At 38.0% G+C, this 14137-nt stretch carries 15 protein-coding genes; 10 read left to right on the top strand and 5 right to left on the bottom strand.

Annotated features, from left to right (window positions below):
- The first annotated feature begins 1 nt into the window (after position 1).
- The 5 genes from CRS_RS20150 (at position 2) to pdeM (ending at position 6883) form a co-directional block, all read left to right on the top strand.
- Entirely contained in the window at positions 2 to 1024 is a 1023-nt protein-coding gene (locus tag CRS_RS20150) for a ligase-associated DNA damage response exonuclease (RefSeq protein ID WP_142725750.1), read from the top strand.
- Positions 1021 to 2601: an ATP-dependent DNA ligase gene (locus tag CRS_RS20155; protein WP_142725751.1), complete on the top strand. Its 1581-nt coding sequence runs from the start codon at positions 1021 to 1023 to the stop codon at positions 2599 to 2601. The genes CRS_RS20150 and CRS_RS20155 overlap by 4 nt, the downstream gene beginning before the upstream one ends.
- A gap of 186 nt (positions 2602 to 2787) precedes the next feature.
- Entirely contained in the window at positions 2788 to 5241 is a 2454-nt protein-coding gene (locus tag CRS_RS20160; protein WP_142725752.1) for a ligase-associated DNA damage response DEXH box helicase, read from the top strand.
- A 347-nt stretch (positions 5242 to 5588) separates the two neighbouring features.
- Positions 5589 to 6191, top strand: coding sequence for a 2,3-diphosphoglycerate-dependent phosphoglycerate mutase (locus CRS_RS20165; protein ID WP_172617120.1), 603 nt, complete (start codon positions 5589 to 5591; stop codon positions 6189 to 6191).
- Positions 6192 to 6238: 47 nt separating this feature from the next.
- Positions 6239 to 6883: a ligase-associated DNA damage response endonuclease PdeM gene (gene pdeM / locus CRS_RS20170; RefSeq protein WP_142725754.1), complete on the top strand. Its 645-nt coding sequence runs from the start codon at positions 6239 to 6241 to the stop codon at positions 6881 to 6883.
- Positions 6884 to 7213: 330 nt separating this feature from the next.
- On the opposite strand, the gene CRS_RS20175 is transcribed toward pdeM, so the two are convergent.
- Positions 7214 to 8431: an MFS transporter gene (locus tag CRS_RS20175; RefSeq protein WP_142725755.1), complete on the bottom strand. Its 1218-nt coding sequence runs from the start codon at positions 8429 to 8431 to the stop codon at positions 7214 to 7216.
- A gap of 149 nt (positions 8432 to 8580) precedes the next feature.
- On the opposite strand from CRS_RS20175, the gene CRS_RS20180 reads away from it, so the two are divergent.
- From CRS_RS20180 to CRS_RS20195, 4 genes are all read left to right on the top strand, one after another.
- On the top strand, positions 8581 to 9171 hold the full coding sequence (locus tag CRS_RS20180; RefSeq protein ID WP_142725756.1) for a TetR/AcrR family transcriptional regulator: 591 nt from the start codon (positions 8581 to 8583) through the stop codon (positions 9169 to 9171).
- 71 nt (positions 9172 to 9242) lie between these two features.
- Positions 9243 to 9701 carry a hypothetical protein gene (locus CRS_RS20185; RefSeq protein ID WP_142725757.1) on the top strand — a complete coding sequence of 153 codons (459 nt, stop codon included), beginning with the start codon at positions 9243 to 9245 and terminating at the stop codon, positions 9699 to 9701.
- A 2-nt stretch (positions 9702 to 9703) separates the two neighbouring features.
- Positions 9704 to 10006 (top strand): DUF3817 domain-containing protein, encoded by a 303-nt coding sequence (locus CRS_RS20190; RefSeq protein ID WP_142725758.1) that lies wholly within the window; start codon positions 9704 to 9706, stop codon positions 10004 to 10006.
- Complete coding sequence (locus tag CRS_RS20195) at positions 10003 to 10359, top strand: rhodanese-like domain-containing protein (RefSeq protein WP_142725759.1); 357 nt, start codon at positions 10003 to 10005, stop codon at positions 10357 to 10359. The genes CRS_RS20190 and CRS_RS20195 overlap by 4 nt, the downstream gene beginning before the upstream one ends.
- Positions 10360 to 10402: 43 nt before the next feature.
- Here CRS_RS20195 and CRS_RS20200 read toward each other — a convergent pair whose 3' ends face one another.
- Positions 10403 to 11356, bottom strand: coding sequence for a nitrilase family protein (locus tag CRS_RS20200; protein WP_142725760.1), 954 nt, complete (start codon positions 11354 to 11356; stop codon positions 10403 to 10405).
- Positions 11357 to 11422: 66 nt separating this feature from the next.
- Positions 11423 to 12220, bottom strand: coding sequence for a DUF6597 domain-containing transcriptional factor (locus CRS_RS20205; RefSeq protein ID WP_142725761.1), 798 nt, complete (start codon positions 12218 to 12220; stop codon positions 11423 to 11425).
- 160 nt (positions 12221 to 12380) lie between these two features.
- On the opposite strand from CRS_RS20205, the gene CRS_RS20210 reads away from it, so the two are divergent.
- The gene (locus CRS_RS20210) at positions 12381 to 12887 is read left to right on the top strand and encodes a pyridoxamine 5'-phosphate oxidase family protein (RefSeq protein ID WP_142725762.1); all 507 of its coding nucleotides are present in this window, start codon (positions 12381 to 12383) and stop codon (positions 12885 to 12887) included.
- A gap of 104 nt (positions 12888 to 12991) precedes the next feature.
- On the opposite strand, the gene CRS_RS20215 is transcribed toward CRS_RS20210, so the two are convergent.
- Together CRS_RS20215 and CRS_RS20220 are read right to left on the bottom strand one after the other, a co-directional pair.
- Positions 12992 to 13225: a thioredoxin family protein gene (locus CRS_RS20215; RefSeq protein WP_142725763.1), complete on the bottom strand. Its 234-nt coding sequence runs from the start codon at positions 13223 to 13225 to the stop codon at positions 12992 to 12994.
- Between the two features lie 9 nt (positions 13226 to 13234).
- Positions 13235 to 14119 carry a dihydrodipicolinate synthase family protein gene (locus tag CRS_RS20220; RefSeq protein WP_142725764.1) on the bottom strand — a complete coding sequence of 295 codons (885 nt, stop codon included), beginning with the start codon at positions 14117 to 14119 and terminating at the stop codon, positions 13235 to 13237.
- Between the last annotated feature and the right edge of the window lie 18 nt (positions 14120 to 14137).

The following is a 14137-nucleotide window of genomic DNA, read 5'->3' on the forward strand; positions in this document are numbered from 1 at the left end:
ATTGAAATTAATCACATTTACAAAAAAAGGAATTTATTGCCCTCAGGGAAAATTCTATATAGACCCCTGGCGACCTGTTGATATGGCGGTTATCACTCATGGCCATGCCGATCATGCCCGTTGGGGAATGAAAAAATATCTTTGTCATCATTTTACAAAACCTATTCTGCATCAGAGAATCGGAACGGATATCGAATGTCAGAGCGTTCAATATGGAGAAGTTATTACCATCAATGGAGTGAAACTTTCCCTGCATCCTGCCGGACATATTATCGGTTCTGCCCAGATAAGAATTGAGTATAAAGGATATGTGACCGTAATTTCGGGAGATTATAAAGTTCAGGATGATGGACTGAGCACTCCATTTGAGCTGGTAAAATGTAATGAATTTGTGACAGAAAGTACTTTTGGTCTCCCCGTTTACAACTGGCTGGAAGTTCCTGATTTAAATGCAAAACTGCAGAATTGGGTACTGAAAAATAAAGAGAATAATAAAACCTCCGTTTTTATAGGCTATTCTCTGGGGAAAGCCCAGCGTATCATGACAGCAGTGGAAGAACTGGGAAAAATATATGTTCACTATTCTATCGGAAAACTGAATGAAGCCTTTGAAACTGTAGGAATTGATCTTCCTGAATACACGATTGCAGATTTCAGGGAACGTCCGAAAGAAATGCAGCATGAAATCGTCATAGTACCGCCTGCTTTACTCGACAGCAACATCATCAAAAAAATTCCTGATCCGGCCACAGCAATATGCTCCGGATGGATGCAGGTTCGCGGTGCCAGAAGATGGCGGAGTGCAGATGCAGGATTTGCCATGAGTGATCATGCAGACTGGAAAGGATTATTGCAGACTGTAAAAGCAACCGAAGCTGAACTTGTACATGTTACTCACGGGCAGACGGAAGTCTTTTCAAAATATCTGAATGAAATCGGCGTCCGGGCTGATGTTGTAGAAACACTGTTTGGAGAAGATGAAGAAGAATCTGAAAAAGAAACCCTTGAAACCCCGGGATCATGAGACACTTTGCAGACCTTATCAACGCGCTGGAAACCACCAATAAGACCAATGCTAAAATTGATGCCATCATTGATTATCTGGAACGCGCTCCGGATGAAGATAAAGTGTGGTTTATTGCTTTGTTTACCGGAAAAAGACCCAAGAGAAATGTAAATACCAATTACATGAAAGAGTGGGCATTGGAAATCACAAAACTTCCTTACTGGCTGTTTCAGGAGTCTTATTCTTCTGTAGGAGATCTTGGTGAAACCTTATCATTAATCCTTCCCCCTCCACAGGAAAAAATAGAGCGTATTTTATCAGAATGGATGAATGACATTGTCAGTCTGAAAGGCAAAACAGATGCGGAAAAAAAAGAATTCGTACTTCACTCATGGAACGGTTTGGATTATACTGAACGTTTGATTTTCAATAAATTAATTGGCGGAAGTTTTCGGATTGGTGTATCAGATAAAACATTAATCAATGCATTGACCAGATTTTCAGGTCAGGAGCCGAGCGCATTGATGCACAGTTTAATGGGAAAATGGCTGCCCGATGAAGTTTCATTCAAAGAATTGATAGATGCAGAAAACGTTAATCCTGATAACTCAAAACCTTATCCTTTTTGTCTTGCCTATCCTTTGGAAAAAGAACCGGAAGAATTGGGAAATCCTGATGAATGGCTTGTGGAATACAAATGGGACGGAATACGCGGGCAGATTATCAGAAGAAATGATGAAGTCTTCATCTGGTCAAGAGGCGAAGAACTTGTGACAGACCAGTTTCCTGAGATCAGAGAAGTTGTACAGGGCATGAAAGGCAACTTTGTACTGGATGGAGAAATACTTGCAGTAAAGGATGGTAGGGTTTTAAATTTCAACGAGTTACAAAAAAGATTGAACAGAAAAACTTTAACTAAGAAAATGCTGGCAGAAATCCCTATAGAGGTTTTCGCCTATGACCTGCTGGAACTTGAAGATAATGATCTGAGGGAGAAGCCGATCTCTGCAAGAAGAGCTTTGCTTGAAGAATTACTGTTAAATGAAAATCCCCAAATTATAAGCATTTCCAGAAGCCTGAACTTTGAAAAATGGCAAGAACTTAATGATCTCAGAGAAAATTCAAGGGATGTAAACAGTGAAGGATTGATGTTGAAGCAGAAAAACTCCCCCTACCATTCCGGCAGGAAAAAAGGTGACTGGTGGAAGTGGAAAATCAATCCGTTTACGATTGATGCAGTGCTTATTTATGCTCAGAAAGGCAGTGGAAGAAGAAGTGCTTACTATACCGATTATACTTTTGCTGTGAAAAACGGAGATACTTTGGTTACCATTGCCAAAGCCTATTCGGGGTTGACAGATAAAGAAATCATGGAAGTGAGCCGTTTTGTGACCAAAAATGCTGTCGAGAAATTCGGTCCTGTAAGAACAGTAAAAGCAGAGCTGGTCTTCGAAATTGCGTTTGAAGGGATAGGTTTCAGTAACCGGCATAAAAGCGGTGTAGCCCTCCGTTTTCCAAGAATTGTAAGATGGCGTAAAGATAAAACAGTAGATGAAATTGATAATTTGGAAGAGATTAAAAAATTAATACAGTAATACATTAACGCAATGAACGCAAAGGTTTTTAAAATTATTTCTAATATTTTCCTTCGCAAAGGTACTTCGTTCAGCGATAAGAAGAGATTATCTTTGCTAAGTGAAACGCCCTTGCGAACAAAAAATAGATCATATACTATAAAATCTTAGCGTCTTTAGCGGTAAAAATTTAAATCAAAATATAAATTGGCAGCTTTCGAACATACCGACGGATTTAAGATCATTCAGCAATGGATGGCCGATAAAGATATAGCACCCTTTAAATTCCAGCTGGAAACCTGGAAGAAGTTTGAAAACGGATATAGCGGAATGGTAGTCGCGCCTACCGGTTTTGGAAAGACTTTTTCAGTCTTTTTAGCATTGGTTTCAGATTTCCTGAATCATCCTGAACAATACAAAAAGGGATTGAAAATGATCTGGATCACGCCGCTCAGGTCCCTGTCCAAAGACATTGCAAAGGCGATGCAGGAAGCTATTGATGAAATCGGACTGGATTGGTCTGTAGGCGTAAGAAACGGAGATACTGATCCGAAAGTAAGACAACAGCAGGTAAAGAAAATGCCTGAAATTCTTGTTGTAACTCCTGAAAGTCTTCATTTACTGCTGGCCCAGAAAAACCATGAAACCTTTTTCAGGGATATGAAATGTGTGGCTGTAGATGAATGGCATGAATTACTGGGCTCAAAGCGCGGTGTCATGGTAGAACTTGCCATTTCCCAGCTTAGAAAATATGTTCCGAAGATTAAAATCTGGGGGATCACTGCTACTATAGGGAATCTGGATGAAGCTATGGAAGTTCTTATTCCTTATGATATTAAAAAGATAAAAATTACTGCCAAAGAACACAAAAAAATAGATATTCTTTCGGTTTTCCCGGATGAAATTGAAATATTGCCCTGGGCAGGGCATCTTGGAAATAAACTTGCAGATAAAGTTGTTCCGATTATTCTGGGCTCAAAATCCACCATTGTATTTACCAATACAAGAAGCCAGAGTGAAATGTGGTATCAGCTTTTACTGGATGTCCATCCGGATTTTGCAGGGCAGATCGCTATCCATCACAGTTCTATCGATGCTCATCTGAGAATCTGGATTGAGGAAAATCTGAGTTCAGGAAAATTAAAAGCTGTAGTTTCTACATCATCCCTCGATCTTGGAATTGATTTTAAACCTGTTGATACCGTTATTCAGGTAGGATCTGCCAAAGGAGTAGCCCGATTTCTGCAAAGAGCGGGACGCAGTGGCCACTCCCCTTTTGAAACCTCAAAAATCTATTGCGTTCCTACCCATTCTCTGGAACTGATTGAAGTTGCAGCCTTAAAAGAAGCGGTAAAACAGAAAGTAGTTGAACCCAGGGAACCACAGGTATTATGTTTTGATGTACTGGTTCAGTTTCTGATGACATTGGCCGTGGGAGACGGTTTTTATCCGGATGAGCTGTATGAAAGAATCAAAAAAGTATATGCCTTTCAGGAAATCCTTGATGAAGAATGGAAAAGTATTCTTGAATTTCTTACCATTGGCGGCAGCGTATTGAAAAGCTATGAAGAGTTCCATAAAATCGTTATTATGGAGGATGGCCTTTATAAAGTAACCTCAAGAAAGATCGCTATGCTTCACAGAATGAATATGGGAGTGATTGTAAGTGATGCGATGCTGAAGGTGAAATTTATTTCCGGAGGCTATATCGGAATGATTGAAGAATATTTTATTTCAAAACTTAAAAAAGAAGAAAAATTTATTCTGGCCGGACGTACTCTGGAAGTCGCCATGATCAAAGATATGACCGTCTATGTAAGATCTGCTAAAGGAAGGGCTTTGGTTCCGAGCTATCTTGGCGGAAGGCTTCCTTTAAGTACCAATCTGGGGCATTTTTTAAGAGAAAAACTCTCCCATGCTTTAAGCCCTAAGGCTTCAGAAAAAGAGCTTAAATTTCTGCATCCATTATTAGCGAATCAGGAAAAGAATTCCCACATCCCTAAAGAAAATGAATTTCTGGTAGAAATGATTAAAAACCGGGAAGGATACCATTTGTTTATGTATCCTTTTGAAGGCCGCCTGGTACATGAGGTAATGGCCGCACTGATTGCGTACCGCATCTCAAAGTTGGCTCCCATTTCCTTTTCTATGGCAATGAATGATTATGGATTTGAGTTGTTCAGTGATAAAGAAATCCCATTAAATGATGAGAATCTGCAACAGATTTTAACCCGTGATAATCTGATGAATGATGTCATTGCGAGTATTAATTCTGCAGAAATGGCAAGGAGAAAATTCCGGGATATTGCGGTGATTTCAGGAATGGTTATCCAAAATTATGCCGGCCAACAGCGTTCTAACAAATCATTACAAAGCTCTGCCGGACTGATTTTTAAAGTACTGGAAGACCACGATCCCAATCATTTTTTAATAAAGCAGGCTTACACGGAAGTCTTTAATATGCAACTTCAGGAGCAGCGCCTTGTAGAAGCTTTTAAAAGGATTGAAAAGTCAGAAATTATTCTAAAATACTCCCGTTCCTTTACTCCGCTCAGCTTTCCGATTAAAGTGGACAGTCTGAGGCAGACCCTTTCCAGTGAAGGACTTGATGCAAGGATTAAAAGAATGCTGAAGCTATCCAATATAAGTGATCTTTTATAATCAATTAATGTGTTTTCTTTAAGAACAGATATGCCGATGAATATTTGTTTATTGCAAATACGCAAAAAATTGATAATAATAACGTTTTAAGGCGCAAAGATTTTATCTCCGATAAAATTTAGTCACGTTAATCTTGCTCAAAATCTTTGATTTTCTTGCGCCTTAAATAAAAATGGATTATATAAAATTTGCGCCTTTGCGAGATTCTAAAATTTATAAAATCAAATAAAAAACCTATCGTTTTAATCTTATTCTTAGCCTAATATTCTAAGTTAATTTTCTTGATAAGTTTAAATAATCATCGTAACTTAGAGTATACCTTAGAAGTGGTAAATAAAATTTAAATAATGGAAAAATTATTCTTGGTCCGTCACGGACAGTCACTCTGGAACCTCGAAAACAGGTTTACAGGCTGGAAAGATATCGATATAACAGAGACCGGTATTGAAGAGGCAAAAAAAGCAGGCCTTGCTTTAAAGGGAGAGAGAATAGATATCGCTTTTACTTCTGCTCTCATCAGGGCTCAGCATACCCTCTCTATCATTCTGAATGAAATAGGAAATCCCGATATTCCGGTTGTAAAGGATAAAGCTTTAAACGAACGTTCTTACGGAAATCTTGAAGGGCTTAACAAAGCGGAAACGGCTTTAAAATACGGAGACGAACAGGTTCATATCTGGCGACGATCATTTGATGTCGTTCCTCCGGGAGGAGAAAGTCTTAAAGATACCTACAACAGGGTGATTCCTTATTTTGAAAGTCAGATCAGGCCGTTATTGAAGCAGGGTGAAAATGTACTGATTGTAGCCCATGGAAACAGTCTCCGTGCACTGATCATGTATCTGGAACATCTTTCCCCTGAAGAAATTCTGGAAAGAGAAATTGCTACAGGCTTTCCTTTAACCTATGTCTTTGATGAAAATTTTCATGTAAGCCGCAGAGTGAGTTGATTTGATCAATAAAGCTTAACTTTAAACAAATTTTCAATTTTTATAAAGTGTGTATAGCCACCAAAACTATTTCCATTCAAAATGAGACTTTCATTCTGACCAATCAGTGTGCGGCATTCTGGGAAAAAGAAAAAGCACTCATTCTTTCTGACCTTCACATCGGAAAGACAGCTCATTTCCGTAAAAATGGTATTGCACTAGCCAATCACATTATGAAAAGTGACCTGGAAAGGTTATCATTACTGATTGAATATTTTCAGCCTGCAAAGTTTATTGTGGTTGGGGATTTGCTTCATGCAGGAGACAATTCTGACGTAGATGAGTTCTGCATTTGGAAATCCCAATATCCTGATATACAATTCTACCTTATTGAAGGAAATCATGACCGGATTTCAAAAGCTCTGGAAGAAAAATTATGTTTTAACCATACCTCCGAGTGCCTTGAAATAAATAATATTACTTTCATTCATGATTTTGATCATGTAAGACCGGAATTTCAGATTACAGGACATATCCACCCTGGAATTGTACTGAATTCTAAAGTCAAAAATATCAGGCTTCCCTGCTTTGCTCTCAGCAGCAACCAGTTATTACTGCCAGCGTTCAGTAAATTCACCGGACTGGATACAAAAAATCTGCCTAAGAAAAGTACATTTTTTGTGTTTACAGAGGCTGAGATTTATGAAATTTGATGGTAAGAATCTCCTGTTATTATTCATACGTTATATTATATTTATTCTAAAAATAAAGCACATAAAATTCTGTATTTATCCTTTCTTGATTTGCATGCCTTTAACTACTTGGTTTATAATATGACACATTATCCTTGTCAAGGTTTAAAACCTTGACAAGGATAAAAAAACAAAAATAAAGGCAGATAAAAACCTGCCTTCATAACACCATCCACTTCATGTCATCAATCTGTTGATGACTTCTTTATTCACTTAAATCTAATATATGATGTTTACTTTTTGCATTAAGCACATGATATGAAAATCAATATAAAAATTATTTATTTGCGTTTATTTAGTCTTGCTTAAACGGATACTATATAGAGTAATCAAGACTGTTACCACCAAAAATAAAGCTCCTATCCATGGCGTACTTGCCAGACCTAAGGAAGATGTAACAATCATTCCTCCTGCATAAGAACCGATAGCAATACCGATATTAAAAGCCGCAATATTGATCCCCGAAGCTACATCTTCAGTTCCCGGAAGTTCTCTTTCTGCAATCTGCACCACCAGCAGCTGTAATCCCGGAACAGATGCAAATGATAAAGCTCCCAAAAAGAAAAGCGTAATGATGCTTAAAACCGGACTGCTTACAGTAAAGTAAAATGCGAGCAGTACCAGTCCCTGTGCGGCAAACATCCACAGAAGGGCTTTCAGAGGATTTTTATTGGCTACCTTTCCACCGACAAGATTCCCTAAGGCAATAGCAATTCCATAAATCAGCAGGATAAAAGTGACAGTTGATTCCTGAAACCCTGTAATTTTCTGTAAAATAGGCGACAGATAGGTGAACACCACAAATGTTCCTCCATACCCCATCGCTGTCATTAAAAAAGCAAAAATCAGACGTTTGTTTCCCAGTACTTTAAACTGACTTTTCAAGGAAGCGGTTTTTCCGTTTTTCAGGTTATTGGGAACCAATAATAAACTGGCAGCTAACCCAATGATCCCAAGAATTGAAACACCTATGAAAGTTGCTCTCCATCCGAAATGCTGCCCTATGAATGTGCCCAGCGGAACTCCTGTTACAATCGCCAATGTGAGCCCGGCAAACATAATAGAAATGGCAGTAGCTCTTTTCTCTTCAGGAACCAGTGAAGCTGCAATAGTAGAACCAATAGAAAAATAAACCCCATGAGCAAATCCCGTAAGTATTCTTGCCAGCACTAAAGTGATAAAACCGGGAGCTATGGAAGCCAAACCGTTTCCTATAACAAATAAGAGCATGATAGATACCAATAGCATTTTGCGGGGGACTTTCCCTGTTAATGCCGTTAATATCGGAGCTCCGATAGCCACTCCTATCGCATAAAGACTTACCAGCAGTCCTGCTGAAGGAATACTGATTCCAAGGTCGGAAGCCACTGTTGGAAGCAGTCCTACAGTAACGAATTCAGTGGTTCCTTTTCCGAAGGCGCTTATCGTTAGTGCCCAAAGTGCTGCAGGAAGTCCTTTTTTAGGAGTCTGTACTGCAGTATTGATCTGTATTTCTTTTTGAAAATTCATTGTCTTGTATTTTGTTGATATTGACAGGACAAATTTCCGATGAATAAATGTATTATAAAAATTATTTAAATTGTATTAAACTATCAGAATAATGATTGTTTTATTCTACATTTAAAATTTGTTCCTTTGTATAATAATCAGCAGTTTTAATGAAAAAATCCGAAGCAACCCGTCTTACTATTCTCCAGAAAGCGTTCGAATTGATCTATGTAAAAGGTTTTCAGACTACAAGCATCGATGAAATTATCGCAACGACTCAGGTGACGAAAGGTGCTTTTTATTATCATTTTAAAACCAAGGATGAAATGGGGCTCGCCATTATTACGGATCTGATGAAACCGAATTTCAGGAAAACCTTCATTGATTCTCTTCAAAACAGCCGGAATCCTTTAGACAGTATCTATGATATGATGTACCATCTTCTGATGGAAAACGACTTTTTAAAAGTTGAATATGGCTGCCCAACTTCTAATTTCGTGCAGCAAATGGCACCATGGCATAATGCTTTTACACAGGCCTTGCATGATCTTTCAAAAGAATGGGAACTTGCTCTTGCCGAAAGTATTGAACAGGGTAAAAAAACCGGATTAATCAGAAAAGAAGTAAGTGCCAAAGAAGTGAGTGTTTTTGTCATTTCAGGCTATTGGGGAGTAAGAAATCTTGGTAAATTAGAAAATTCTAAAGAAGTTTATCTTACTTATTTAAAAGGACTTAAGTCTTATTTTAAAACACTGCAATAATTTTTTTATTCAAAAACATACTAATTAGTATGTTTTTGTTATACCTTTGCTTTGATCAAAAAAAATAAACGATGTATCAAACGCTTACTTTTTTACATTCTTTCACGCGATGGCTGGTCTTAATAAGTTTGATTTATGCTGTTTACCGTTCTTTCAAAGGATATTTTTTAAACAGAAAGTTTACAGAAACAGATAATACCGTAAGGCACTGGACAGCAACTATAGCCCACCTACAGCTGGTATTAGGAATGATATTCTATTTTAAGAGCCCGGTGATTCAATATTTCTGGCAGCATTTTAACGAAGCTAAAGAATCGTTTGATCATATATTTTTCGGACTTATCCATATTTCAATGATGTTTACGGCTATCATGATCGTCACAATCGGTTCTGCTTTAGCCAAAAGAAAACTTTCAGATAAAGAAAAATTCAGAACAATGGGTATCTGGTTTTCCACAGCTCTGATTATTATTTTCTTAGCCATTCCCTGGCCTTTTTCTCCTTTTGCCAACAGACCTTATTTCAGATAATTATGATAGATTTATTTAAAACAAAAATTGGCCGGCTGAGGATTCTGGCTATTTTGGAAGGAATTTCATTGTTGAGTTTGGTATTTATTGCTGTTCCTGTAAAATACTGGATGGGAAATCCGTTGTTTGTCAGGCTTATTGGTCCTGCTCATGGAACGCTATTCCTGCTTTTCCTCTTCAATACTTTGAGTGTTGGCGTTGAAGAGAACTGGAAATTTAAAGAAATAACATGGAAGGTGATTTTAGCCTGCTTTATCCCGTTTGGAACCTTTTATATTGATAAAAAAATACTAAGCAAACTATGAAAACTATCCTTCTCTTTTGTGGAATAGCTCTTGTTCTGTATGTTGTCTATAGGGTTTACCGGTTCCAGACCTTAGATAATGGTTTACCGGAAATGCTCAAAAAAGGGGCTGTTATTCTTGATGTAAGAACTGAGAAAGAATACGAAACTGGGCATATAGAAGGTTCTGTGAATATTTCACTAGGAACAATCAGAGAGCGCTATGTGGAATTAGATCTGGAGAAAACGTACATCACGGTATGCTCGCACGGACTCCGAAGTGTAAAAGCTGAAAATATACTGAAAGAAAGAGGCTTCAGACATGTCTATAATGGTGGTGCCTGGAGTGACCTGCAGAAAACCATTAATCCATAAAAATAAATCTCTCCTGAAACCATTTACAGGAGAGATCAATTTTCTAAAATGCTTTATCATTGAGCCAGACAACTTTTTGTTCTGACGAATGTGCTTGTCCGATGATATCCCTGTATAACTCAGGTCTCCTGGCTTTGATGTACCGATACCCTCCTGCCTGAGTAAGTTTTTCAGGAGTAATGACAGCCGATTCAAAACTGTCTTCCCAGGAATGACATTCTGCAATCACATCCCCGAATGGATCTATAATCATGGAACATCCGTTTTTCAGCTGATCATCATCCATCCCGATAGGGTTTGAAAAAACAATATAGGCTCCGTTATCATAAGCTCTTGAGGGAAGCCATTTCATCAGCCAGTCTCTGCCTTTCATACCATTAAATTCCAGGCGTAAAGACGTAGGATCTCCTACCCTGTTTTCCCAAAGCTGAGGATCTACAAAACCGGCTCCCGGTCTTGTTGAAGGCGTACACATGGTAACATGGGGCATGAAAATAATTTCTGCACCAAGAAGCCTTGTAGCCCTCACGTTTTCAATGATATTGTTATCATAACAGATCAGAATCCCGCATTTCCAGCCCATAATATCAAATACACAATATTCATTACCAGGTAAAAGGTTCGGATTGATAAAAGGATGCAGTTTCCTGTATTTTGCTTTCAGTCCTGTTTTATCGACACATACATAAGCTTTGAAAAGATTATCCTGATCATCTTTCTCAAACAAACCAGCCAGGATGGTGATATGATATTGAGTGGCAATCTCCTGCAGCCTATGAATACTCTCGCCTTCCGGAATCTGTTCTGCAATATCCAAAAGCTGTTCTCTGGTGAGTTTTCGGGCAAAAGTATAACCTGTAATGGAACATTCATGAAACGCAATGACGTCAGATCCCTTAGCAGCAGCCTGCTGAGCCAGTTTTTCGATGACAGAGAGATTATACGCTTTATCTCCGCTTTTGTTTTCAAACTGTGCGGTTGAAATTTTAATATTCATTGATTTTTTTAAGCAAAAATAGATGGTCGTGCTTATCAAAAATTGTATAAAACCGACATTCCGGTTTTACATCTCAATGAAATTAACAGCCATTTTGTTCTGGGTATTTAAATATTGTTTAGGAGTCAGCCCGATATTGTTTTTAAATTCTCTGATAAGATGGGACTGATCAGAGTATCCCGCTTCATAAGAAAGAAAGGCCATATTTTTATCCTCAATTTCATTATTGATAAGGCTTAAAAAGTAATGAAGACGGATAATATTACCATATTTTTTGGGAGACATTCCTATATAATATTCAAATTTCCGCTCTAAATGACGTTCAGAATACCCGGTGAAATGCTGCATATTTCGGGAAGACACCGTTCCTTTATTTTGAAGAAGATATTGTTGTATAGATGCTATAAGATGATGGTCATTACTTATCCCTTCAGATAAAAAATGAGTAAAAAACAAATTCAGATCATGGATTATCCATAAAGGGTCCGTTTTATTAAAAAGTTTTTCCTGAAATACTTCCAGCTTATCTTTCATTACATTTTCTGCAGAAATAACCTGATTTCTAATTTCCATTGCTGAACTTTTCAAAAGGATGTTTAAAAAGTAAGGCTGGAATACAACTGCAATCAAAGAAAACCGGCCTTTTGATGCAAAATCTTTATATCCGTTCAAAGTTCCATAGAAAAAGGAAAGGGGCATCCTATCCTCAGAAGCTCCGGAATACAGATTCATATCTCCTGATAGAATAAGTCCGGAACTTCCATCCGTAAAGAGCCTTAAACTTCTTATATCCTCTCTGGAATTTTCCAGAAAAATATAATGTCTGATATAAGGTGCTAAGTGTTTGGGAGGTGAAATCTGCATTCATCAAATGTACATAAAACTTATTGATTGAAGGAAATCAATACAAGGTACCACATTTTAGTTCCTTTTGGTCAGGTATTTGAATGATTTTATACATACAATTCATTATTCGCTGAATGTGGATTCTTCAACCAATGCCAATCACTTAAAATATTATATTATGTCAACACAAAATCTCACCCACCTTGAAGCGATCAAAAAGATTAAAGAACTGTCAGAAAAAGCCAGAATCTGTATGTTCTGTACAGAGTTGGAAGCGGTTCCTGTCAATTCAAGACCAATGACACTGCAGGAGACGGACGACAGCGGAAATCTGTGGTTTATCAGCAGTGGTACCAGCAACAAGAATTTTGAAATAAAAGAAGACCGGAGAGTACAGCTGTTTTTTATGAACAACATTGATTCCCAATACCTTTCGGTGTATGGTGAAGCTTCAGTTTATAAAGACAAAGCTACTATAGAAGACAAATGGTCTCCTCTCGCTAAAGCATGGTTTGACGGGAAAGATGATCCCAATGTTACGATTATCCGTGTGGAGCCTGGAGAAACCTATTATTGGGACACGAAAGCAGGAAAACTGGTGAGTCTCTTTAGCTTTGTTGCTGCTGCAATAACCGGAAATAAGACAGATAATTCTGACGGTGTAGAAGGAAATGCAATAATTTAATAGGCAGAATTTAATTTTATCAAAGATAGAATGCTTGTGCCTTAGCATTTACAACAATAAAAAACGGCTCAGGAAATTGAGCCGTTTATACAAGATTAATACGGTTAATTTTTCACATCTTCCATAGATGCTCCAAAATTAATATGAAGCACATTGCCGTTTGGTGTTACTAAGGCAGGCACAGATTTTACACCAGCCTTTTCAGCGTTTTCTATGCTGTTTCTGTCATTACCCAAATGGATAATTTCAACGTTTTCTGAACCTATAAGATTAATGATATCATGTTCTGCGCTGATACATACAGGGCATCCTGCATGATAAAAAATGGATTTTTTCATATGTCTGTATTAATTAATAAGGGTTTTAATAATGTTTTTTAATTCTTCGGTTTCTTTGTCATGTAGAGGCTTCAGTGGACTTCTCAAATTCCCGCCATTTTCACCCAGAATATTAAGACCTGCTTTTACAGCCCTTGGCAATCCTTTATTTACAATAAATTTTAAAAGATCAAACTGTTGGTAAAAAATCTCTTTTGCTCTTTCAGGATTTCCTTCCTCAACTGCATTATAAAGGCTGATATTCAATTCTGGGATAAGATTTGGAGCTGCTGTACACCACCCTCTCGCCCCTGCAGAAAATGCAGCCAATGCCAAAGGATTGGAACCGTTATAGAATGCCACTTCTTCACCCAATTCTCTTCTCAGATAATGCATCCTCTGAACATCTCCCGTGCTTTCTTTGATCATTGTGACATTAGGAATTTCAAGCAGTCTTTTCAGCAGATCCGGGGACATGTCTACTCCACTTGTTGCCGGATTATTATAGGCCATAATCGGGATAGAAATCTTACTGGCTACTGCATCATAATGAGCTACAATTTCATCGTCAGTAAGCTTCCAGTAGCTCATAGGAATGATCATTACGGCATCAGCACCCGCTTTCTCAGCAAACTGAGCATGATGAATGGTTTTCTCTGTGGTAAGATTCGAAACCCCTACAAGGGTCGGAATTCTGCCTTTCACCTGCTGCAAAGTAGCTTCTGTGACTTCTTCTTTTTCTTCATCAGACAGGTAAGGCATGACTCCTGTACTGCCCAATGGAGCAATTCCATGGCTTCCGGAAATAATCAGTCTTTCCACGAGATGCTTAAAAAGAGGAATATCTACTTTCTCATTGTCATCAAATGGAGTTATGGGATAGGCAATAATCCCTTTGAATAGTACATTTTTCATGTTTTTACTGGTTTAAAA

The sequence above is a fragment of the Chryseobacterium sp. ON_d1 genome (assembly GCF_006829085.1).
Taxonomy (GTDB): domain Bacteria; phylum Bacteroidota; class Bacteroidia; order Flavobacteriales; family Weeksellaceae; genus Chryseobacterium.